Annotated in this window: 21 protein-coding genes; 14 read left to right on the top strand and 7 right to left on the bottom strand. The window is 75.0% G+C overall.

The window, feature by feature from the left end; all coding sequences use genetic code 11:
- Positions 1 to 101 precede the first annotated feature (101 nt).
- Together ACWDD9_RS12770 and ACWDD9_RS12765 are read left to right on the top strand one after the other, a co-directional pair.
- Positions 102 to 512 (top strand): hypothetical protein, encoded by a 411-nt coding sequence (locus ACWDD9_RS12770; protein WP_143204668.1) that lies wholly within the window; start codon positions 102 to 104, stop codon positions 510 to 512.
- 18 nt (positions 513 to 530) lie between these two features.
- The gene (locus tag ACWDD9_RS12765) at positions 531 to 839 is read left to right on the top strand and encodes a hypothetical protein (RefSeq protein ID WP_380777468.1); all 309 of its coding nucleotides are present in this window, start codon (positions 531 to 533) and stop codon (positions 837 to 839) included.
- Between the two features lie 13 nt (positions 840 to 852).
- Here the strand turns inward: ACWDD9_RS12765 and ACWDD9_RS12760 are convergent, their stop codons facing one another.
- The 3 genes from ACWDD9_RS12760 to ACWDD9_RS12750 form a co-directional block, all read right to left on the bottom strand.
- On the bottom strand, positions 853 to 2,472 hold the full coding sequence (locus ACWDD9_RS12760) for an alpha/beta hydrolase (protein WP_449811600.1): 1,620 nt from the start codon (positions 2,470 to 2,472) through the stop codon (positions 853 to 855).
- Positions 2,473 to 2,602: 130 nt separating this feature from the next.
- Entirely contained in the window at positions 2,603 to 3,244 is a 642-nt protein-coding gene (locus ACWDD9_RS12755) for an NAD(P)-dependent oxidoreductase (RefSeq protein WP_387826349.1), read from the bottom strand.
- Positions 3,245 to 3,299: 55 nt separating this feature from the next.
- Positions 3,300 to 4,223, bottom strand: coding sequence for an EamA family transporter (locus ACWDD9_RS12750; RefSeq protein ID WP_387826352.1), 924 nt, complete (start codon positions 4,221 to 4,223; stop codon positions 3,300 to 3,302).
- Positions 4,224 to 4,334: 111 nt separating this feature from the next.
- Between ACWDD9_RS12750 and ACWDD9_RS12745 the strand changes: the two genes are divergently transcribed.
- A complete protein-coding gene (locus ACWDD9_RS12745; RefSeq protein ID WP_074004989.1) occupies positions 4,335 to 4,832 on the top strand; it encodes a MarR family winged helix-turn-helix transcriptional regulator in 498 nt (165 codons plus the stop codon).
- Positions 4,833 to 4,946: 114 nt separating this feature from the next.
- Here the strand turns inward: ACWDD9_RS12745 and ACWDD9_RS12740 are convergent, their stop codons facing one another.
- Positions 4,947 to 5,813 (bottom strand): methyltransferase domain-containing protein, encoded by an 867-nt coding sequence (locus ACWDD9_RS12740; RefSeq protein WP_449811599.1) that lies wholly within the window; start codon positions 5,811 to 5,813, stop codon positions 4,947 to 4,949.
- A 29-nt stretch (positions 5,814 to 5,842) separates the two neighbouring features.
- Between ACWDD9_RS12740 and pdxR the strand changes: the two genes are divergently transcribed.
- From pdxR to ACWDD9_RS12715, 5 genes are all read left to right on the top strand, one after another.
- Positions 5,843 to 7,366, top strand: coding sequence for a MocR-like pyridoxine biosynthesis transcription factor PdxR (gene pdxR, locus ACWDD9_RS12735; protein WP_449811598.1), 1,524 nt, complete (start codon positions 5,843 to 5,845; stop codon positions 7,364 to 7,366).
- Between the two features lie 96 nt (positions 7,367 to 7,462).
- Complete coding sequence (locus tag ACWDD9_RS12730; protein ID WP_449811597.1) at positions 7,463 to 8,638, top strand: glycoside hydrolase family 3 N-terminal domain-containing protein; 1,176 nt, start codon at positions 7,463 to 7,465, stop codon at positions 8,636 to 8,638.
- A gap of 301 nt (positions 8,639 to 8,939) precedes the next feature.
- Complete coding sequence (locus ACWDD9_RS12725; protein ID WP_449811596.1) at positions 8,940 to 9,407, top strand: hypothetical protein; 468 nt, start codon at positions 8,940 to 8,942, stop codon at positions 9,405 to 9,407.
- Between the two features lie 250 nt (positions 9,408 to 9,657).
- Positions 9,658 to 9,999 (top strand): ArsR/SmtB family transcription factor, encoded by a 342-nt coding sequence (locus tag ACWDD9_RS12720; RefSeq protein WP_049656769.1) that lies wholly within the window; start codon positions 9,658 to 9,660, stop codon positions 9,997 to 9,999.
- Positions 10,000 to 10,042: 43 nt separating this feature from the next.
- The gene (locus tag ACWDD9_RS12715; RefSeq protein ID WP_049656767.1) at positions 10,043 to 10,234 is read left to right on the top strand and encodes a DUF6126 family protein; all 192 of its coding nucleotides are present in this window, start codon (positions 10,043 to 10,045) and stop codon (positions 10,232 to 10,234) included.
- 19 nt (positions 10,235 to 10,253) lie between these two features.
- Here the strand turns inward: ACWDD9_RS12715 and ACWDD9_RS12710 are convergent, their stop codons facing one another.
- A complete protein-coding gene (locus ACWDD9_RS12710; protein ID WP_416873806.1) occupies positions 10,254 to 12,746 on the bottom strand; it encodes a cytochrome P450 in 2,493 nt (830 codons plus the stop codon).
- 341 nt (positions 12,747 to 13,087) lie between these two features.
- Here ACWDD9_RS12710 and ACWDD9_RS12705 point away from each other — a divergent pair, with 341 nt between their 5' ends.
- From ACWDD9_RS12705 to galE, 4 genes are all read left to right on the top strand, one after another.
- Entirely contained in the window at positions 13,088 to 13,852 is a 765-nt protein-coding gene (locus ACWDD9_RS12705) for a sigma 54 modulation/S30EA ribosomal C-terminal domain-containing protein (protein WP_449811595.1), read from the top strand.
- A gap of 52 nt (positions 13,853 to 13,904) precedes the next feature.
- The gene (locus ACWDD9_RS12700; RefSeq protein ID WP_117492977.1) at positions 13,905 to 14,366 is read left to right on the top strand and encodes a hypothetical protein; all 462 of its coding nucleotides are present in this window, start codon (positions 13,905 to 13,907) and stop codon (positions 14,364 to 14,366) included.
- Positions 14,367 to 15,410: 1,044 nt separating this feature from the next.
- Complete coding sequence (locus ACWDD9_RS12695; protein WP_449811594.1) at positions 15,411 to 16,061, top strand: hypothetical protein; 651 nt, start codon at positions 15,411 to 15,413, stop codon at positions 16,059 to 16,061.
- A 130-nt stretch (positions 16,062 to 16,191) separates the two neighbouring features.
- Complete coding sequence (galE, locus tag ACWDD9_RS12690) at positions 16,192 to 17,208, top strand: UDP-glucose 4-epimerase GalE (protein ID WP_449811593.1); 1,017 nt, start codon at positions 16,192 to 16,194, stop codon at positions 17,206 to 17,208.
- 13 nt (positions 17,209 to 17,221) lie between these two features.
- Here galE and ACWDD9_RS12685 read toward each other — a convergent pair whose 3' ends face one another.
- Both ACWDD9_RS12685 and ACWDD9_RS12680 read right to left on the bottom strand, forming a co-directional pair.
- On the bottom strand, positions 17,222 to 17,911 hold the full coding sequence (locus tag ACWDD9_RS12685) for a transglycosylase SLT domain-containing protein (RefSeq protein WP_074004892.1): 690 nt from the start codon (positions 17,909 to 17,911) through the stop codon (positions 17,222 to 17,224).
- A gap of 71 nt (positions 17,912 to 17,982) precedes the next feature.
- Positions 17,983 to 18,189: an antitoxin gene (locus tag ACWDD9_RS12680; RefSeq protein ID WP_049660325.1), complete on the bottom strand. Its 207-nt coding sequence runs from the start codon at positions 18,187 to 18,189 to the stop codon at positions 17,983 to 17,985.
- A gap of 290 nt (positions 18,190 to 18,479) precedes the next feature.
- On the opposite strand from ACWDD9_RS12680, the gene ACWDD9_RS12675 reads away from it, so the two are divergent.
- Entirely contained in the window at positions 18,480 to 19,103 is a 624-nt protein-coding gene (locus tag ACWDD9_RS12675) for a DUF6542 domain-containing protein (protein WP_074004891.1), read from the top strand.
- On the top strand, positions 19,096 to 20,745 hold the full coding sequence (locus ACWDD9_RS12670) for an LCP family protein (protein ID WP_449811592.1): 1,650 nt from the start codon (positions 19,096 to 19,098) through the stop codon (positions 20,743 to 20,745). Before ACWDD9_RS12675 ends, ACWDD9_RS12670 begins: the two co-directional genes overlap by 8 nt.
- Positions 20,746 to 20,767 lie beyond the last annotated feature (22 nt).

The raw sequence follows: 20,767 nt of genomic DNA, 5'->3' as shown, positions 1-20,767 counted from the left end.
GACGTCGGGACGCCAGGGCGCGACCCCGACTCGGCCCTGGACGGGTGACGTTCTGGTGAAAATGGGCATGCCAGGAATGACTGCCCGGCATGCTGTGCCGCGTGATGATGCGGATGGAGGTCCAGACCGTGAGCCCGAACCTGCCGGAGACCCTCGCCGAGGGGACGGTCGTCCTGCCGGCTCCCCCTCGGGTGGTGGACGACCTGGCCCGTGACCTGACCCAGGCCGCCGCGGCCGTCCGGGCGGTGTCGCGCACCCGCCGCTCCGGTGGGGACGTCGCGGTCGCCGCGTACACCGCCGTGGTGTGCACCGGGCGGTCCCCCGCCGGCGTCCTGGAGGAGGCCGCCGCCTGGTGCCGGCAGGCCCCCGAGGCCGAGGTGCACTCGCTGGCCTGGGCGCGGGTGCCGGGACACCGCGAGGACGTCCACGAGTACCGCGTCACCATGGCCGTCAGCTTCCCCGACGACGAGACCGGCGAGCACGTCGGGGACACCCACCACGCCTACCGCTGACGCCGTATCATCGCCCTCATGACCGAGGGGGGTACGAACGAGATGACGAAGGACCCGACCGCCGACCCGGACGGCACGGCCGCGGGGGAGCACGCCGACGGCCCGCGGGAGCTCTCACGGGCCGCCGCCGTCGTGGTCACCCTGCTCGCGGCGCTGTTCGGCGCCGCGGTCCTGCTGGCCGTGTTCCACTGGCTGGGGTGGGGCGTCCCGTGGGTCGGCTGGATCGTCGCCAAGGCCGGGATCAAGCTCGCCGTCGGAGGGTTCGCCGGGCTGGCCGTCGGCTTCGCCTGGCTCCGGGGCAGACTGCGGGCGCGGCCCCGGAACTGACCGGCGGCCGGTCTCAACCGGCCTGCGGGGAAGGGCAGGTGAGGTCGCGCCCCGGTGCGGTGCCGTCCAGCAGGTAGCGCTCGACCACCGCGCTGACGCAGGTGTTGGACGTGGGGTACTGGCCGTGGTCGCCGCTCCCGGTGACGGTGACCAGCCTGGAGCCGCGCAGCGCGCGGTGGGCGCCGAGCGCCGCCTCGTAGTAGGTCGCCGGATCGTGCACCGAGTTGAGCATCAGCGTGGTCGGCAGGTGGGCGCCGGTCACCGTGACCTTGGGCGCCGGGGCGACCGGCCAGGCGGCGCAGACCGCGCTGAAGGCGAGCGTCCGGGCCCCGGCCAGCGGCCAGCGGGCGGTGTTCTCGGCGCCGCGCTCGATCCAGCTGCCCAGGTCCCTGGTCCACGGGGTGTCGTTGCAGGTCACCGCGAAGTACTCGGCGAGGAACTCCGGGCTGAGGTAGCTGTTGAAGGCCTTCGCGGCCGCCGCCCTGGTCGCCGGAGCGGCACCCTGCCAGTCGTCGACGGTGGCCAGGATCCCGGCCAGGTCGGGGAAGTTGGCCGCCCGGTAGATCGCCGACATGGTGAGGCTGTCCAGCTGGTTCGGGCCGATCGTCACCGGGCCCTCGACGATGGGGGAGTCGTGCAGCGCGGCCCGCCGCTGCTCCCAGTGCGCCCGCACCTGCTCCGGCGTGGCGCCCCAGTGGTAGGTGGCGTCCCGGGCCGCGAGCCAGGGCACGAAGTCCTCGTCGAAGCGGCGCTGGAAGCTCATCGGCTGGCCCAGCTCGAAGGCCTCCCAGGTGCCGTCGAAGCCGATGTTGCTGTCCAGCACCATCCGTTCGACCCGGTGCGGGAAGAGCGTCCCGTAGTAGGCGCCGATCATGGAGGCGTAGGACGGGCCGTAGTAGCTGAGCCTGCGCTCGCCGAGCAGGCCGCGGAACAGGTCGATGTCGTGGGCCGTCTGCTCGGTGGTCAGGTAGGGGAGGAGGTCCCCGCTGCGCTCCTGGCAATCGGCGACCAGCTTCTTCGAGTTGGCGATGACCCGGTCGATCGCGGCGGGGGACTGGTCGCGGTAGTCGCCGGCCAGGAACTCCTGGAACTCCTCCGGGGTCTGGCAGACCGCCTTGGTGCTCTCGCCGACCCCGCGCTGGTCGAAGCCGACGACGTCGTACGCGGCGCCGAGCGCCGGGGCGGCGCCGGCCAGCCCGGCCGGGCGCAGCAGGCCCGAGCCGCCGGGGCCGCCGGCCGCCATCAGCAGGGTGCCCTTGCGCTTGGCCGGGTCGGTGGCGCGGTGCCGGGAGACGGCGATGGTCAGGTCGGCCCCGACGCCGGGGTGGTGCCAGTCGCGCGGGGCGGTCATGGCGGCGCAGTCCAGCGCGGGCTGCTGGGCGCAGGGCTGCCAGTTCAGGCTCTGGTGGGTGTACCGGGCGGGCGCCGGGTCGGCGTCGCCCGGGTCACGCCCGCTGGCGGCCCCCGCGGTGGCGGGCGCCGCCAGGCCGGCCAGCACGGCGGCGGCGACGGCCAGCACGGCACGGCGGCTGCGCCGGGCGCGCCGCGGGGCGGTCTCGGCGGGCCGGCTCCCGGCCTTGCTCCGGGTCTGGTTCTGGTTCTGGGCCGGGGTCTTGGTCACGGTCTCGGTCACAGGAACGATCATGTCCGGCCCCGGTCTGACGATCGATCACCCCCACTGCCGTCTTCAGGGTGGTGCTGAGTACACCCCCGCCGGGGCGGGGGTGCCAGGGCCTCGGGTGGTCAGGTGGATGGGCAGGTGGTCAGTAGGCGGCGGTGAAGCGGGACCGGCGGTGGGCGGGCCGCTCGGTCTCGTCGAGGAGTGCGACGGCGAGGTCCTCCATGGAGATCGCCGAGGTGCCGTCGGCGTCGACCAGCAGCTCGTCGCGGCCGGTCCGGAACCGGCCGGTGCGCACGCCGGGCTCCAGCAGCGCGGCCGGGCTCAGGTACGTCCAGTCGGTGTCCGGGCCGGCGGCGCGGTAGAGGTCGAGCTGCTCGCCGCAGGCCAGGGCGATGGGCCGGATCGCGTCGGGGAAGCCGGGGCTTTCGACCAGGGTGGTCCCGCCGCCGCCCGGGACGAGCAGGCTGCCCGCGCCGCCGACGGCCAGCAGCCGCACGCCGGTGCCGGCGATCCCGGCGAGCAGGCCCTTGGTGGCGATGGCCAGCTCGTGCTCGCTGCCGGGCGCCGGGCGGGTGGCGGTGACCACCGCGTCCTGTCCGGCCGCGATCCGGGCGACGTCCTCGGGCGCCCGGGCGTCGCCGACGACCAGGGTGACGGCGGGCGGCAGGTCGTGCGGCTTCGCCGGGTCCCGTACGACGGCGGTGACGTGGTGGCCGCGGGACAGGGCCTCGGCCACGACCCGGCGGCCGACGTTGCCGGTGGCGCCGAACACGGTGATGCGCATGGGGTACTCCCTGGAGGTGGTGGGAAAGGGGTGGGAAGGGTGGGGCAGGGCGGGGTCAGGCGTTCTCGCGGACGGGCCGCGGGGCGGCCGTCGGCCCGGCTCCGGGCGCGGACTCCGGTGCGGTGCGCGGCCGTTGGATCTGGGCGGCGAGCAGCGAGCCGAGCACGACCAGGGCGCCGAGCGCCTGGAGCGGGCTGAGGTCCTGGCCGAGCGCCAGCCAGCCGAGCAGGGTGGCGACGACCGGGCTGAGCAGGGCGAGGAAGGAGACCGAGGTCGGCGGCAGGGCGCGGAGCCCGCGGAACCAGAGCACGTAGGTGACGGCCGCGCCGATCAGGCAGAGGTAGGTGTAGCCGAGCACGTTGGCGAGGCTGTAGTGGGACGGTGGGGCGCCCTCGGTGAGGAGTGTGACCGGCACCAGCAGCAGTCCGCCGGCGGTGAGCTGCCAGCCGGTGGTGGCGAGCATCGGGGCGGGGGAGGCCCAGCGCTTGGAGAGGACGATGCCGGCGGCCATCACCACGGCACCGCCGAGCGCGGCGACCACCCCGACCGCGTCCGGCTCGGCGTCGGCCCGCAGTACCAGCAGGCTGACGCCGGCGACGCCCGCGATCCCGGCCAGCACGGTGCGCAGGGTGAGCCGGTCGCCGAGGACCAGGGCCGAGAGCCCGGCGGTGACCAGGGGTTGGACGGCGCCGACGGTGGCGGCGATGCCGCCGGGCAGACGGTAGGCGGCGATGAACAGCAGCGCCTGGAACACCCCGATGTTCAGCGCGCCGAGGATCAGCGAGCGCCACCACCAACTGCCCTGCGGCAGGCGGCGGGTGAGGGCGATCAGGAGGAGTCCGGCGGGCAGGCAGCGGATGACGGCGGCGAGCAGCGGGCGCCCGGGCGGCAGGAGTTCGGTGGTGACCAGGTAGGTCGTGCCCCAGACCGCCGGGGCGAGGGCCGTCACCAGGACGAGGGCGAGGCGATTTCTTAGCACTAAGGCAATGTATCTCAGCGCTAAGGCATTCTTCACCGCATCGAGTGAGTGACGTGGCTCACAGTTACCTCAGCGCTAAGGAATATGGTCGGGATCGCCTACCCTGAACCCGTGGCAGATCATGTGGACCGCGTCGTCGCGCAATGGGGCACCGAGCGCCCCGACCTGGACGTCTCCCCGATGGAGGTGTTCGGCCGGCTCAAACGCCTCTACCGGCTGGTGGACACGGCGCTCAACCGCACCTTCGCCGAGCACGGGCTGGACGCCGCCTCCTTCGACGTCCTCGCCACTCTCAGGCGCAGCGGCCCGCCCTACCGCCTCACCCCCACCGGCCTGATGCGGTCCGCGATGGTCACCTCCGGCGCCATCACCCAGCGGCTGGACCGGCTGGAGGCGCGCGGACTGGTCACCCGCGCCCGCAGCGACCAGGACGGCCGCAGCCGCGAGGTCGCCCTCACCCCCGAGGGCCGGGACCTGATCGACCGCGCGCTGCCCGACCACCTCGCCACCGAGTACCGCATGCTGGCGGGCCTCGACGAGGCGCAGCGGACGGCGCTCGTCGAGGCGATGCGCACCCTGCTGGCGGACCTCGGGGACAGCCCGGAGTAGTGCCCCGGTCGGGGTTTGGCTCCCAGGCGGGCCCCGCGGGCGCGATCGTGACCCCCGTCCACGACCCCGCCCGCGGGGCCCGCTCCGGCAGGAGCAGGTCCCGGCGGGCCCGCGCTACGGCCGGACCGCCACCGCCTTGAAGAAGGTGTAGTGGAACGTCCCGCCCGGCTCGGCCGCGCGGCGCAGCTCCGCGATGCCCCGGTCGAAGGCCTCCGGGGTGCTCAGTCCGGCCTCCAGCGCCTCCGCCCGGACGGCCTCGACCATCGCGACGAAGGTCCGGCGGGTGAAGCCCTCCACCAGGGCGGGCCGGGCGTCGTCGGCGTAGACCGTGCGCGGGCGGACCGTCACCCGCGCGAACCCGGCCTCCGTCAGCAGCGGGTGGAGGCGGCGGCCGAGCAGGCCGTCGCCGCCCGCCCGGGCCTGCAGCCGGACCAGGTGGTCGACGGTGCGGCGGGCCGCCGGGGTCTCCGGGTGGAAGAGTGCCGAGCCGTGGTCGCCCTCGATCACGGTGATCGTCCCGCCCGGCCGCAGTACCCGGAGCAGCGCCGCCAGCCCGGCGGCGGGGTCGGCCAGGTGCTCCAGCACGAAGCAGAGGAAGACGTGGTCGAAGGAGCCGTCCGGGAACGGCAGTCGGTGGAGGTCGCCGTGGTGCCAGGTGACGTCCGCGGCGGGTGCTTGCGCGGCCACCCGGGAGCGGGCCTGGGCCAGCGAGTCCGCCGAGAGGTCGGCCGCCGTCAGCCGCACGCCGGGGCTGGCGGCCAGCAGGTGCACGGTCTGCGCCCCCACCCCGCAACCGGCCTCCAGCACCCGGCTGCCCGCGGGGTAGGCCGTGCCGGCGTGCAGCAGTTCGGCGAGGGTGTCGGCCTGGTCGCCGAGGCGCCGGGCCTCGGTCTCCGAGTAGCCGTGGACGTAGTCGGGGCCGTGGTCGAGCCCGTGCTCCGGCGCCGCCGCGTTCGCGGGCGCCGTCGTTTCCGTGGTCATGGCCCCACCCTCGCCGCCACTATGGTCCGGTGAACAGGTCCAAAGCCGAGGCATCCGACCGGTCCAAAGAGGCCGGCGCCGACTTCCTCCAGCTCGACACCGCCGAGGCCCCGCCCGGCGGCCTCACCGACTGGCTCGCCCGCCGGCTGCGCGAGGCCGTCGCCGACGGGCGGCTCCCGGTCGGGGCCCGGCTGCCCGCCGGCCGGGTGCTGGCGGCCGAACTCGGCGTCTCCCGCGGGGTGGTGACCGACGCCTACCGGCGCCTCGCCGAGGAGGGGCAGGTCGCCGGCCGCGGTCGGGGCGGCACAGTCGTGGTCGCGGCCACCGCCGTACCGGTCACGGCCGTCGTCGTACCGGGGGAGGTGCCCGCGGCGCGGCCGCCCCGCCAGGCGCCCGCGCTGTTCCGGGACGACCCCGACCCCGAGGTCTTCGAGCGGCTGCGCGGCGCCCCCGCCAGGATCGACCTCACCCCCGGCGTGCCCGACCTCGCGGCCTTCCCCCGCGCCGCCTGGCTGCGCGCCGAACGGGCCGTCCTCGACGGCCTCGCCGCGTCCGACCTCGGCTACGGCGACGTGCGCGGCACCCCGGCCCTGCGCCGGGCCGTCGCCCACTGGCTGGCCCGCAACCGGGGCATCCGCGCCGACCCCGACGAGGTGCTGATCGTCGCCGGTACGGCCCAGGCGCTCGCCCTGCTCGGCCGCGCGCTCGGGCGGGCGGGCATCGACGAGGTCGCGGTGGAGGACCCGGGCTCGGTCGGCGTCCGGCAGCACCTCGCCCACTGGCTCGCCGCCACCCCGTACGTCCCGGTCGACGCCGAGGGCGTCCGGGTCGACGCGCTGCGCGCCACCGGCGCCCCGGCCGTCCTGCTCACCCCGGCCCACCAGTTCCCGACCGGTGTCGTGCTCGGCGGCGAACGGCGCCGCGAACTGCTGCGCTGGGCGGCGGAGGGCGGCCTGGTCATCGAGGACGACTACGACGCCGAGCACCGCTACGACCGTCCGCCCGTCCCGGCCCTGCGGGCGGTCCTGCCGGATCGGGTCTGCTACGCGGGCAGCGTCTCCAAGCTGCTCGCCCCCGCGCTGCGCACCGGCTGGCTGCTGGTCCCGGACCGGCTGCGGGACGCCGTCCTGGAGGCCAAGCGGTTCGCCGACCTCGGGAACCCGGTGCTGCCCCAGCTGGTCCTCGCCCGGCTGATGGAGTCCGGCGACCTCGACCGGCACCTGCGGCTGCTGCGCCGCCGCCACCGCCGCCGCCGGGACGCGATGATCGACGCCATCCGCACCTACCTGCCGGGGGCCACGGTGCACGGCGCGGCGGCCGGCCTCCACCTGATGCTGACGCTCCCGGAGGGATGCGGCCGTACCGATACGGGGTTGGCCGCCGCCGCCCTGGCGGAGGGGGTCAAGGTGCAGCCGCTGTCCTGGCACGCCCGGCTGCCGCACTCGCCCGGCCTGGTCCTCGGCTACGCGGCGGGCTCGGTGTCCGAGATCGCCGAGGGCGTGGCCGTCCTGGGCCGGCTGGTCGGCGGGGCGGCGTCACCTCGCGGAGATTGAGTCGGATTATCGGATGAATACGGTGTATGGGGGAATGCCGCGCCGCACCCCTGGGTACGTTGACATGCCGAAGTCACCTGTCGACCGGGAGGCGTGATGGCCCTGTTCCGAAGTGTCGCCCAGTTCGGGGTGGTGCTGGCCGTCATGGGCGCCGCGCTCGGGCCGGTGCCGCTCGGCTCGCCCGCCCCGCCGCGTGGTGCCCCGAGCGCTCCGGGTGCCCCGGGCGCACCGGACGAGAGGACCGCGGCGATGGCCGGCCTGGCGCAGGAGGACTCCCGGGTGCTCGCCGGGCGGCGGGTCGTGCTGTCGTACCCGGGCCCGATACCGTCGGCCACGACGCTCCAGGCGATCCGGGAGGGCCGGGCCGCCGGGGTGATCCTGTTCGGTGAGAACATCACCAGCCCGGAGCAACTCGCCGAGGCCATAGCCGAGTTGAAGCAGGCCGCCGCCGAGGCGCCGGATCCGCGCCCGCTGCTGCTGATGACCGACCAGGAGGGCGGCAAGGTCCGCCGGCTGCCCGGTGCGCCCGAACTCTCCGCCCGCCGCGTCGGGTTGGCGGCGAACCCGGTCGCCGCGGCGGCGGAGTCCGGGGCGGGCGCCGCCCGGACCCTCACCGACGCCGGGCTGAACCTCAACCTCGCCCCGGTGCTCGACGTCTACGACACGCCGGACAACTTCATCGACCACTCCGAGCGCTCCTTCGGCCAGGACCCGGCCAAGGTGGCGGAGTTGGGCAGCGCCTTCCTCACCGCCCAGCAGGGCCTCGGCGTGGCCGCGACCGCCAAGCACTTCCCCGGTCTCGGCGCCGCGCCCCGGGGCGCGAACACCGACGAGAGCCCGGTCACCCTGAACGTCCCGCTGTCGCAGCTCCGCGCCCGCGGCGAGGCCCCGTACCGGGTGGCCATCGCGGCGGGCGTGCGCCTGGTGATGGCCTCCTGGGCGATCTACCCGGCGCTGGACCCGGACCACCCGGCCGGGTTCTCGCACGCGATCATCCAGGGCGAGCTGCGCGGCCGGCTCGGCTTCGACGGCGTGACCGTCACCGACGCCATGGAGGCCGCCGCGCTCGCCCCGTACGGCGGCCCCGGTGACCGCGCGCTGGCCGCCGCGGCGGCCGGGATGGACCTGATGCTCTGCTCCGGGCGGGACCCCCGGCAGGGCGAGGAGGCCACCGAGGCGCTGGCCGCCGCCCTGGACGACGGCCGCCTGGACCGGCACGCCTTCAGCGAGGCGGTGGCCCGGGTCGACGCCTTGCGCGGCTCGCTGGGCTGAGCCGGCGGCGGCTCGGCAGTGGCTTCGGCGGCGGCTTCGAAGGCGGCTCCGGGGGCGTTCGGAAACGGTTCACCCGGGCTCCACGCGGGCGTCCCCTGGACGGGGGCACCCGTTCGACTGTCCGGCGCTGATTGCGCCATCGAAGGTTCAGTTTCGGTCGACACCTGACTTCCGAGGGTAAATCCGCCTCATGGCCGAGGAATCGCATGTCAAAGTTTCTGTCGTGGGCCTATGAAATGTCATATGTACCACGTCACCTGTTCCCAGTCCGTCCTCATACCCTCCGAAGGAGGAGGCACCGATGAACCGCATGATTCGCGCCACCTGGATCGCCGCCGGCGCCGTCACCCTGCTCGCCGCCCCCGTCCCGGCCATCGCCGCGACCCCGGCCGCCGCCACCACCACCGCCACCGTCACCACCTGCGGCTACTCCAGCCTGCAGGCCGGCCTGGCCACCTACGCCTGCGCCGACGTGACGGGTGACAGCGTCGCGGTCTACGGGAAGATCGGCCTGGCCGGCCCGCCGTCCCCGGGCACCCCGTGGCCGCCGGCGCCGAAGGAGCTGGTGACCCACCTGTCGGCCAACGTGACCGGCGGGGCCTCGCTCGGCACCGTGAACGGCCGCACCGTGTTCCAGGTCTCCACCGTGCGGGTCGACGGCGTCTCCAGCACGGTGCCGTGCGGGTCCACCGTGCACGTCTCCTTCGACGTCGAGGGCTTCTGGAGCGGGCAGGTCCCGGCCACGGTCGATGTGCCTGTAGTCTGCTGACGGCTCATCACCATGACTGCCGAGCCCGGGAGTTGGCAGCGTCCCGGGCTCGGCTTTCGCATGCCCCGACCCGATCGCGACCGCCCGGCGGAGCGCCCGGTCGGGGCCTTCCGGATTCCGGCGCACCCCGGCGACGCGCGGTGACGACTTGAAGAAATCTTCATCTGTCGCGATGATGCCTACCGGCCGCGGCGGAGATCCCCGCCCGGCCGGACGACCATCCAGCCGGACCCGAGGGAGAGCGCGGACGATGCCGGTGCCGCTGTACCAGGCCAAGGCGGAGTTCTTCCGCACCCTCGGCCACCCCGTACGGATCCGGGTCCTGGAACTGCTCCAGGACGGCCCCCGGCCGGTGCGCGAGCTGCTGGCGGAGATCGAGGTCGAGCCGTCCAACCTCTCCCAGCAGCTCGCGGTGCTGCGCCGCACCCAGCTGGTCACGGCGACCCGTGAGGGCAACACCGTGGTGTACGCGCTCAGCACCCCGGACGTCGCCGAACTGCTGCGCGCGGCCCGCCGGATCCTGACCGAGCTGATCACCGACCAGGGCGCGCTGCTCACCGAGCTGCGCGCCCCCGGCGGTCGGCCCCGCTGAGCCGCGCCCGGCCCGTCCGCCCGATCCGAGGAGAAGCACCACCATGAGCGCCAGCACGAGCGACGACAGCGTGAGCGAGGGCAGTACCAGCGGGAGCGGTACGGGCGGGGACGGTACGAGCGAGGAGAAGCGGCGCCGCAAGGCGATGCTGATCCGCGCGGGCATCTACATCTTCGCCACCCACCTGTTCGCCGGTTTCGTGCTGCTGCTGTTCGCGCTCGGCGGCCGGAAGTAGCGCTCCCGGACCGGGCCGCTCACTGGCGCGCCTCCCGGTCCCGCACGCGGTAGCGGTGGCTGGTGCTGGTCCAGGCCTGCACGCCGGCGACCAGCTCCCGGGTGCCGTCCAGGTACCAGCGCCCGGCCGGGTGGCGGCGCAGCAGGTCGCGGCGCAGCTCCTCGCTCTCCTGCTGCAGCTGCGCCACCCGGGTGCGCACCGCGTGGACCGCCCGGTCGCGGGTGCAGCCGTGGGCCCGCTCGAGGGTGAGCACGGTGTTGAACGCCGTCCCGCCCTGCCGCTCCTCGCGCTTCAGCGAGTAGAGGTCGTTGATCAGCGTGGCGGCGTCGGCGGTGTTGGCGCGCAGCTGGTGCAGCGCGGGTTCCGCGTGCAGCGCGGCCGGGGCGTCGGTGCCGTGGACCCGTTCCATTATGTTCATGAACGGGTAGAGGCAACTGCCGTGCCGGCGCAGCCACATGGTGTCCGTCAGGTCGAGGCCGAGGGCGGGCACGGTGCCGTTGGCGCGGTGGTCGGCCTCGGCGGGGAAGGTGGCCAGGCAGGCCCGCCATTCCCGGGCCGCCCGGGCGCGCCACTCGGGGGACATCGAGGCGGTCTGGCGCTCCCACAACTCCCTCCAGGAGAGCAGTAGTCGACTTTCGGAAGGGCTCCCGCCGCGGGCGCCGTCGAGGACCGCGATCAGCGGGTCGACCACGGCGCGGGCCTGGACGGGGTGGCGGCCGGGCGGGCCGTCGAACCGGTCGTCCAGGATGGTGAACCAGCCCAGCATGTCCACCAGGAGGTCGAGTTCGGTGCCCCGGGCGCGGGGATAGGCGTAGCCGATCAGCTCGTGCAGCGCGTACCCCCGGTAGCGGGGCAGCTCCGCCGGGGTGAGCAGGCCGCGGCGGACCGCCCAGTCGGCGTGCCGGTCGGCGGAGAGGAGCAGGTCGGCACGCGACCGGAGGTCCGCCGGGGCGGCCGGGTCGGCGGGGGCGGTCGCACGGCTGGCGCCGGTGAACGGGCACCGGCCGGACGGCGGCTCACCAGGGGAGGAGGGCACTGTGTCCCCCGGTGAGGAGCCGGTATCACCCTCGCGGGAGGCCGCGGTGGAGCTCCTGCGTGGGGAGCGCGCGCCGCGCGGCGCGAGCCGCACCCGCAGGCCGTGCGCCTGGACCGTCGTCCACACCACCTCGCGGGCCCGGGCACCCGGCACCGCCACCGGCCGCCAGCGCCGCAGGATCGCCGCGGCCGCGACGGTCAGCTCCGCCCAGGCGAAGGCCTCGCCGATGCACTTGTGCTTGCCCGCACCGAACGGCAGGAAGGACGGCCGTCCGGTGCCGCCGGCGTCCTGCCAGCGCTCGGGCCGGAAGCTCAGGGGCTCGGGGTAGCGCAGCGGGTCGCGGTGCAGCGCGGTGAGGCTGTACAGCAGTTCGGTGCCGGCCGGGACGCGGTACGGGCCCAGATCGACCGGAACCCGGGCGGTGCGCATCAGGAAGGCGTTCGGCGCGTGCAGCCGCACCACCTCCTGGGTGACGCTGCGGGTGTACGTGAGCCGGGCCAGCGCCTCGAGGGTGGGGACGGTGCCCGCGGGCAGGTGCTCGTCCAGCTCGGCGAGGATCCGGGCCTCCACCTCGGGGTGGCGCAGCAGCTCGTCCAGCAGCCAGGTGAGCGTGGTGGAGACGGTCTCGGTGCCCGCGCCGAACATGGCGATCGCCTCGGACCGCACGTCGGCCTCGGTGAGCGGGCACCCGCTGGCCGGGTCGGTCGCGGCGCGCAGCAGGGCGGGCAGGGTGCGGCGGCCCTCCTCGGCGCCCGCGGCGCGGCCGTTGACGGCCTGGTCGACCACCCGGTTGAGCACCCGGACGGCGTCGTCGAAGCGCCGGTTGACGGGCAGCGGCAGCCGGGCGAGCGCCGGGCTCGGGTAGAGGGACTGGACGATCTGGCCCTTCACCAGGTCCGGCAGCGCCCGGTGGAAGGCGACGGTGGCGTCCTCGCTGAGCCGGGCGTCGAACAGCGTGCGGGTGACGATCTCCAGCGCCAGGTGGTTCATCTCCTTGGCCACGTCGAGGACCTGCCCGGGGCGCCAGCGTCCGGCCCGCTCCTCGGTGACCTGCTGCATCACGGCCAGGTACTCGCCCATCCGGTCCGGGCCGAAGGCCGGCTGGATGATCCGGCGGCGGTCCCGGTGGGCCTGGCCCTCGGACATCAGCAGGCCGTCGCCGAAGGCCGTCTTGAGGGTGTCCTGGACGGCGCCGCGCGGGCAGTCGTGGGCCAGCGCGACGAGCAGGGTGTGGACCAGCCGGGCGTCGGTGACCACGCAGACGGTGCGCGGGCCGAGGCGGATGCGGACCACCCCGCCGTGGCGGGAGAGCGAACCGAGGAAGCGGAGCGGGTCGCGCAGCAGGGCGCCGGCGTGCCCGAGGCCGGGCAGGGCGCCGGGGGCCAGCGGCGGGACGGCGGCGCGGGCCAGCGGGGACGGGCCGGGTGCGGTTCTCGGGGGGACGATCAGCTTCCGCGTCTCGGTCAGCAGGGACATGACACTACCTCTCACCAGAGGGGCCGGTGCGGGCGATGCCGGGTGGCAGCGGCGGGCCGGCCGGGAGCCGGGGGTCCGCCCAGCGCGGGCCCCGCGCGCGCCCCCGGCGGGAGGGCGCACGTTGAACAAACGCGCCGGTTTCCCGAGCGTTGCGCCGAATGTGCGGGGATCACTCCAACGGCCGAGTGGATCGACCCTTTCGTGCGTGCTCGAAATCCGGTGTTGACCTGCGCCGATGCGACCCTCCGGGCGGTCGGCGGCTCGCCCGCGGGGCAGGGTCTTTGGACCCTCGCCGCACGGGCGTACGAGGGACAGCATGGATGCGAAGAAGGAGGAACCTGATGACCCGTCTGCGCCACCGGCCGGCCCTCGACGTCCGGGTGGAGATCCGCGGTGAGCTGCCCCGCGAGGAGGCCGAGTACGCCCGGGCCCGGGCACTGGCCACCGCCGCGGCGCTCGGCCCCGACACCCACGCGCTGCGACTGCGGCTGACCCGCTCGCGAAACCGCTCGGTGACCCGGCCCGCGCTGGCCCAGGCGGACGTCGAGCTGGCGGGCGTCGGCCCGGTCCGGGTGCAGCTGGCCACCGGCACCGCGCGGGAGTCCGTCGACCTGGTGCTCGGCACACTGGCCGGCCGGGCCGTCCGGCTGCGCGAGCAGGGCGACATCGGCTTCGCCGTCGCGTACGAGAGCGCCTACCGCCCGCAGTTCGCCGACCGTCCGCTCGCCCAGCGGCGGATCGCCCGGCACAAGGCGGTCGTGCTCGCCCGCCGCGGCCCCGAGCAGGCCGTGCTCGAACTGCTCGCCCTCGACCGGCGGTTCCACCTCTTCGCGGACGCCGCGACCGGACGGGACGGCCTGGTGCACCGCTGCACGCCGGGCGGCACGGTGGAACTGTGGGCCGCGGGCACCAGCGCGATGCCCCCGCTCGACCTCGCCGAGGCGGCCCGCCGGCTCTGGCTCACCGGCCGCCCGTTCGTCGGCTGGACCGACCCCGGCGACCACCGGGCCCGGGTGCTCTACCGCCGCTTCGACGGCCACTACGGCCTGATAGCGCCGGTATCGGAGGGCCGGATCGGGGCAGGAACCCTGTCGGCACAGGACTGACACCACGACCCGACGACCACACCACCAACTCTCCACGACAGGGGCCGGGACCATGGACTGCGACGAGGTCATGCTGACCGTCCGGATCACCGCCGCCGAGCGCGCGCTGCTGCGCGACCTCGCGCGCGGGCACGGCGGCGACGTCTCCGACGTGGCGGTGGACGGGCTGCTGGAGGTCATCCCCGCGCTGCACGACGACGCCTGCGTCCTGCCGCTGCTACGCGTTCTGGCCAGACCGGCGCCGTTCGCGCTCACGCTGTGGCTGCCCGCGGCGGTCGCGGACCTGCTGCCGCTGCTCGGCGAGCGGCTGGTGCGGACCGGCGGCCCCGCGGCCGGGCCGGCCAGCGCCGCGCTCTCGGCGGCCCTGCGGCTCTGGCTCGGCGGGGACCGGGTCGTCCTGGCGGCCGGGCTGGCCCGGCTGCACGGGGGCTGCGGCACCGGCGCGACGGCGGCGGTACGGCCCTGGGCGGGCGCGGCGGCCTTCGGTGCGGAGCCGGTGAAGGCCGCGGCCTGACCGTCCGGCGATGTGACGGTACGTCGGATCTGACGGTACGTCGCACCCTGGCTGGCGATGGCATGTCCGGGGCGGAAAATCCGCTGGTCAGAGCACTGGTCAGCACCTGCCGACGGGTCTAGCATTCCGTCACGGCCGACGGAGTCGCACGCCCCGGGACTCCGGCCGGGTGGCCGCCACCACCGCCTGCCGGGGAGCGCCCGCCCCCCTGCTCGCGCTCCCCGGCTCCGCCCCCTGCTCGCTCCCCGGCTCCGCCCCCTGCTCGCTCCCCGGCTCCGCCCTGCGCGGTTGCGCCTTGCGCCCAGGGCCGGTTCGGCGTCCCCGGCCGCCACTCGATCGAACGGCCCGGGGATTTTCGCAAGAGGTTTCTGTTATTCCCGCTCGCCCTTCCCGCTCTCCGGAGTGTCGGAAGGCCCGAGCCCCTCCGTCGCAGGGGCACGGGCCGTCGCGCGAGGAGAGGAACGCGATGGGACACCGGAGCAGCGGGCCGCGCCGACGCCGCCGGCCCACCCGCAGGGCGCCCTGGCCGCCGCGGCCCCGCCCCCGGCCCCGCCCCCGACCCCGGGGAGGACCGGCTCCCGAGGCGGCCATCAGTCAGATCACGCCGAATTCCGCCGACCCGGGCCGCCGCGCCGTGCTTGGCGGCACGGCGGCCCCGGTCCGGCGCACCGCCCGGCTGCCGCACCCCGAAGCGGCCGCGCGGACGTGTCAACTCGCCGCTGACGGAGGCGGGTTCACCCTCGACGCGGGCGGCGGCCGGAGTCTCCGCAGTCGAACGGCGGCCTCTCTTACCAGAACTGTTCGTTGCTGAAGTCCTCGTGTGCCGAACGGGGTAAGGCTGTTCCTGTGAGCCCGTAAAACCGGTCGGCCCGTACGCCGGCCGCACCCTCCGACCCGAGCCGCCGACGCCCGCGGACCCCAAGACCCGCAGGCCCGAAGGTCCGTCGCGCCGGGACCGGCCGCCGCCCACCCAGTGGCGGGCCGTTCCCGGCGCCGGCCGTTCCCAGCGTCCCTGCCCCCACACCGCCCCGAGGACCCTCCCGTATGCGAACCCGCCCCCACCTCAGCGCCCTCGCCCTCGCCGCGGCGGCCCTGCTCGCCGCCGCCGCACCCGCCGCCGCCCACGGCGAGAGCGTCCACCTGGACGTCACCGGCCAGCAGAACGGTCGCGTCAGCACCGTCGCCACCTGGGAGAACGACCACGACCCGGTGACCGGGGAGTTCGCCGGCACGCTCTCCGCGACGGCCACCGACGGGCGCGCCGTCGGCCCCTGGCGCCTGGTCACCGCCCCCGGCCGTCCCGGGACGTACACCACCCGGGAGATCCTGCCCGTCGGGCACTGGCGGGTGACGGTGGACTGCTCTTCCCCCGCCCCCGGGCACGGCGAGGGCGAGCTCGACATCGACACCGCGGTGGTCACCGACCCGGCGCCCGCGGGGACGGGGGGCTCGCCGCTCGCCGAGGCCCAGCCGGGGGACGGCTCGCCACGGTCTGCCGAGGTGACCCCCGCCCCGCTCCGGGAGACCACCGCCGGGACGGGGACCACCGCGGCCCCCGTCTCCGCCCGGGAGGCCGCGCCCGGCCGCGTCCACGCGACCACCTCCGACGCCACCGCCTGGGCGGCCATCGGCACCGCCTGCGCGGCCGTCGTCCTGGTCGCCACCGGCCTCTGGCTGCGCCGCCACCGCGGCTGAGCCGCCCGGCGCGGGCCGGCCGTCTCCGGGGGAGCGGCCCCGTCGTGGAACCGGCCGGGTGCGAACCGACGTCCCTTCCGGTCACCGGGCGCCACTGGGCGCCCGGACGACCGCAAGGGAGCGCTCGCGCATGAAGAAGGTCCTGATCACCGGCGGCGCGGGATTCATCGGCAGCACCGTCGCCTCCGCCCTGCTCGACCGGGGGATCACCCCGGTCGTGCTGGACGACCTCTCCCGGGGGCGGACCGAGTTCGTCGCGGACCGGCTCTTCTACCGGGGCGACATCGCCGACGCGGCCCTGCTCGACCGGATCTTCGCCGAGCACCCCGACATCGACGCCACCGTGCACTGCGCCGCGAAGATCGTCGTACCGGAGTCCGTGGCCAAGCCGCTGTACTACTACCGGGAGAACGTCGCCAAGACGGTCGAACTCCTGGACGCCCTCCAGCGCCACGGCTGCACCCGGGTCGTCTTCAGCAGCTCCGCCTCGATCTACGCCCCCACCCCCGACGCCCGGGTCGACGAGAGCAGCCCGGTCGACGCCGGCAGCCCGTACGCGCGCACCAAGCAGATGATGGAGCAGGTCCTCCAGGACTGGACCCGGGGCGAGGGTGCCGAGCGCCAACGCGTCATCGCCCTGCGCTACTTCAACCCGATCGGCGCCGACCCGCAGCTGCGCACCGGCCTCCAGGACCTCCGGCCCACCCACGCCCTCGGCAAGCTGATCGAGGCGCACACCACCGGCACCCCGTTCACCGTGACCGGCACCGACTGGGCGACCCGCGACGGCTCCGGCATCCGCGACTACGTCCACGTCCAGGACCTCGCCGAGGCGCACGTCGCGGCGCTGCTCCGGTTCGACGAGGTGATCGCCCCGGGCGTGGCGGACCGCTACCGGGTGATCAACGTCGGCACCGGCGACGGGACCACCGTGCGGGAGCTGATCGCCGCCTTCGAACAGGCCGTCGGCGCCAGCCTCGATGTGCGGGAGGCCGGGCCGCGGCCCGGGGACGTGATCGGCTGCTACGCCGTCGTGGACACCGCGCGGGACCTGCTCGGCTGGCAGCCGCGGCGCGGCATCGCCGAGGGGGTCGCCGACGCGCTGGCCTGGCGGAGGGTCTGGTCCGCCCGGATCGCCGTCAGCTGACCGCCCGGAGGCGCTACTTCACGGCCTCGCCGGACTTCGACCAGTTGTCCCGCAGGCGGTCGAGGTAGGACTGCGCCTGGGAGCCGATCTTGACGCCCCGGGCGAAGGCCAGCATGTTGCCCGCGCCCGCGTTGTAGCCGAGGGCGACCAGTTCGTCCCGGCTGAGCGACACGCCCGGGCGCGCGGGAAGTTGGGCGGCGAGGTCGTGCAGGTGCCAGGCGGCCGCCTGGACGGCCAGGTCCCGGTCGTCCGGGAGCTCCTCCCACTGCCGGGAGGCGAAGGGGCGGCCGGGCTTGGTGTCGTCGAAGGCGGCCCGGTGCATGTTGGCGATGCCGAAGGAGGCGTCCGGTTTGCCGCGCTGCCAGGCCCGTTCGAGTTCGGGGTCGTGCGGCTTGTACGACTCGTTGTAGAGGATCGCCATCAGCAGCTGCGGGTTGACCCCGGCCTCGGTGGCGTACCGGCGGACCGGCTCCGCGTAGTCGGCCGGGTCGTAGCGGCCCGAGGGCTTCGACGGCTTCGCGGAGCCGCCGGCCGACGGCGCGCCGCCGGACCCGGGGACGGACGGGGCGGCGGCGGTCGGGGAGGGGTCGGCGGAGGCCGCGCCGTCGTGGTCGTTGCCGCGCAGGAGGCCCAGCCCGACCACGACCGCGACGGTGAGCACCAGCCACTGCCCCCAGCCCGGCCCCTTCTTCTCCTCGCTCACCGCTGCCGCCCCTCCCCGTTCGCCCGTGCGGTCGTTCGACCGTCGTGCGGCCGATCGTGTCCTGCGGCAGGTTACTCGGCGGGCTTCTGGTCGCCGTCGAGGTTGCGCAGGAAGTCCTTCGCCTTCTCGACGCCGGTGTCGATCTGCCCGCTGTACTTGCCGTCCGTGCGGTCGTCGATCGCGTCGCCGACCTTGTCCAGGCCCTGCCCGATCACGTCGCCGTGGTCACGGGCGAGGTCGGTGGCCTTGCCCGCGAGGTTCTTCAGACTCTCAAACATGGTGACGCTCTGCTCCTCTGATGCGTTCCTGATGGTGTGCCGACGTGGCGGGGATCATGACCATCCTAACGACGGTCCACCAGGCGGTCGGTCGCTGCCGGGTGGCAGCGGATGACTTTGCTGAAATGGGTTTTGTATGCTCCAGCCCAACCTCTACAGCAATGTAGAGGCTTGGTCCCCACCAGGACGTCACCAGGGCGCCGCCAGGGCCCCGGCAGGACCGACGGCGTCCCGGCACGCGCGGTGGTGCGATCGCGCCGCCGCAGCCGCAACGATCGAGGGAAGTGCGCATGGCCGGTCAGCGGGCGAGAACGCCGTACCAGGACGCGGGGCCCCGCACCGAGGACCGCGCCCTGCCCGCCCAGCGCTCCTGGCCGGCCGGTGCGGGAGCCGCAGGCGCCCCCGGGAGGCGCGCGGACACCGCGGCGCCCCGGCAGGTCCGGTCGCCGCGCCCCGGGGCGGCCCGCCGCAGGCAGCAGGCGCGCCGGCGCGGCGGGACGGCGGCCGCGTTCTCGGCGGTCGGGCTGCCGCTGCTCGGAGCGGTCGCGGACGAACTCGACGGGCCGGGCGTCGGCCTCCTCTTCGCGGTGGGCTCGGTGCTCGGGACGGCGGCCGCGGCGCTGCTCTGCAGCCGCACCGGCCGGTGGTGGGTGGTGACGGCCGCTCCGGTCGTGGTGCTGCTCACCGCCTCGGGCGTCGAGTACCTGGCGCACCCCGGGAAGTACCAGGGGAGGAACCTCGGCACCGGCGCGCTGCGCTGGGTGGTCGGGGCGTTCCCGGTGATGGCCGCGGCCGTGGCGGTGGCGCTCGTCGTGGTCGCGGTCCGTGTCACGGCGGCCCGCCGCCGGGCGGTGCCGGAGCGCCGGCGGACCGGCAGGACGGCTGTCCCGGCCGGAAGGGGCCGCCGTGGCTGAGCGCGGCAACAGCCGTACCGGCGGCCGCGGCCAACACGGGCAGCGCGGTCTGCGCGGCCGGCGCGGCTACGACCCGCGCCGCGCCGCCGCCCCGCTGACCGTCGCCGGGCGCACCCTGGCCTGCACCGTCTCGGTCGCGGTGCTCGGCGCCAGCGGCTTCACCTGGTACGAGTACCGCAGCCTGGACGACGGCATGATCAAGTCCACCGCGCTGAGCGAGGCCAGGAAGAACGCCCCGCCGCACCTCGACAAGTCCGTCAACCTGCTGCTGATCGGCCTGGACAGCCGCAAGGACATGGACGGCAACGACCTGCCCCGGCAGTTCGTGGAGGACGAACTGCACGCCGGCTCCAGCGAGATCGGCGGGTACAACACCAACGCCCTGATCGTGCTCCACATCCCGGCCAACGGCGGCAAGGTCACCGCGCTCTCCGTCCCGCGCGACGACTACGTGCAGACCGTCGGCGCGGACGGGAAGATGCACAAGATCAAGGAGGCGTACGGCATCGCCAAGGAGGCCGCCGAGCAGAAGCTGGCGGGCAAGGGGCTCTCCAAGGCGGCGCTGGAACGGCAGAGCCGCGAGGCCGGCCGCTCGGCCACCATCCGGACCGTGCAGAGCTTCCTGGACGTCCCGATCGACCACTTCGCGGAGGTGAACCTGATCGGCTTCTACGACATCGCCAAGGCGGTCGAGCCGGTCCAGGTCTGCCTCAACCACCCCGTGGACGACCCGATCATCGCCCGGACCGCCACCCACGAGGGCGGCGGCACCGGCCTCAAGCTCCCGGCCGGGATCAGCTCCCTCGACGCCGCGCAGGCGCTCTCCTTCGTCCGCCAGCGCCACCACCTCACCAACGGCGACCTCGACCGCACCCACCGGCAGCAGGCGTTCCTCTCCTCCGTCGAGTACCGGCTCAAGCAGCAGGGCATCCTGAACGACCTCGGGCAGATGCAGAAGCTGTTCGCGGTGGTGAAGAAGGACGTGGTCATCGACAACGAGTGGAACATCCTCGACTTCGCCCAGCAGGCGCCCAACCTGACCGGCGGCAACGTGGAGTTCAACACCCTGCCGATCAGCGGCTTCAAGACGGTCGGCGGGCAGGAGGTCAACACCGTCAACCCGGACCTGATCAGGAAGATCGTCCGGCAGCTCTTCAAGCACGAGCCGGCGCCGGCCGTCCCCGCCGTCGTGCCCGTCGCGCCGTCCGGGGACGCGCCGGGCGACCCGGCCCCGTCGCCCTCCGCGACCCCGACGCCGAGCGCGACGCCCAAGGCGGTGGTCGACATCAACGCGGTCGCGGGGGCGGGGGCGGCGGCCAACGAGTCCCGGGCGCTGGCCGAACTCGGCTACCAGACGGGCCGGATCGGCGACGCCCCGGCCAGGACCCGGGCCACCGCGGTCGGGTACGGAGCCGGGGCCAAGGCCGAGGCGCAGCGCCTCGCCGCCCGCTACGGGGTGAACGCGGTCTTCTCGTCGGGGATCCCCGCGGGACGCGTCCTGCTCACCCTCGCCGTCTCCCGCACCCCGAGCCCGACGGCCGTGCCGTCGGCCGCGCCGGGTGAGACCTCCGCCGACTCGGCGGCGGGGCTGCCGATGCAGGGGCCGGCGGTGAAGGCGGGCGGGATCCCGTGCGTGGACTGAAGCCCCTGCGGCGGCGGGGAGT

The sequence above is a fragment of the Kitasatospora sp. NPDC001119 genome (assembly GCF_053598475.1).
Note: the sequence above shows the minus strand (reverse complement) of the source record. Positions and strands in the feature narration are given on the sequence as shown.

Bases quoted from the DNA above. Each gene is read 5' to 3' on its own strand.
- ACWDD9_RS12715 (WP_049656767.1), top strand. From the start codon at position 10,043: ATGAGCGCCAGCACGAGCGACGACAGCGTGAGCGAGGGCAGTACCAGC.
- ACWDD9_RS12725 (WP_449811596.1), top strand. From the start codon at position 8,940: ATGAACCGCATGATTCGCGCCACCTGGATCGCCGCCGGCGCCGTCACC.
- ACWDD9_RS12710 (WP_416873806.1), bottom strand. From the start codon at position 12,746: ATGTCCCTGCTGACCGAGACGCGGAAGCTGATCGTCCCCCCGAGAACC.
- ACWDD9_RS12740 (WP_449811599.1), bottom strand. From the start codon at position 5,813: ATGACCACGGAAACGACGGCGCCCGCGAACGCGGCGGCGCCGGAGCAC.
- galE (WP_449811593.1), top strand. From the start codon at position 16,192: ATGAAGAAGGTCCTGATCACCGGCGGCGCGGGATTCATCGGCAGCACC.
- ACWDD9_RS12700 (WP_117492977.1), top strand. From the start codon at position 13,905: ATGGACTGCGACGAGGTCATGCTGACCGTCCGGATCACCGCCGCCGAG.
- ACWDD9_RS12695 (WP_449811594.1), top strand. From the start codon at position 15,411: ATGCGAACCCGCCCCCACCTCAGCGCCCTCGCCCTCGCCGCGGCGGCC.
- ACWDD9_RS12755 (WP_387826349.1), bottom strand. From the start codon at position 3,244: ATGCGCATCACCGTGTTCGGCGCCACCGGCAACGTCGGCCGCCGGGTC.
- ACWDD9_RS12680 (WP_049660325.1), bottom strand. From the start codon at position 18,189: ATGTTTGAGAGTCTGAAGAACCTCGCGGGCAAGGCCACCGACCTCGCC.
- ACWDD9_RS12720 (WP_049656769.1), top strand. From the start codon at position 9,658: ATGCCGGTGCCGCTGTACCAGGCCAAGGCGGAGTTCTTCCGCACCCTC.
- ACWDD9_RS12765 (WP_380777468.1), top strand. From the start codon at position 531: ATGACCGAGGGGGGTACGAACGAGATGACGAAGGACCCGACCGCCGAC.
- ACWDD9_RS12705 (WP_449811595.1), top strand. From the start codon at position 13,088: ATGACCCGTCTGCGCCACCGGCCGGCCCTCGACGTCCGGGTGGAGATC.
- ACWDD9_RS12730 (WP_449811597.1), top strand. From the start codon at position 7,463: ATGGCCCTGTTCCGAAGTGTCGCCCAGTTCGGGGTGGTGCTGGCCGTC.
- ACWDD9_RS12675 (WP_074004891.1), top strand. From the start codon at position 18,480: ATGGCCGGTCAGCGGGCGAGAACGCCGTACCAGGACGCGGGGCCCCGC.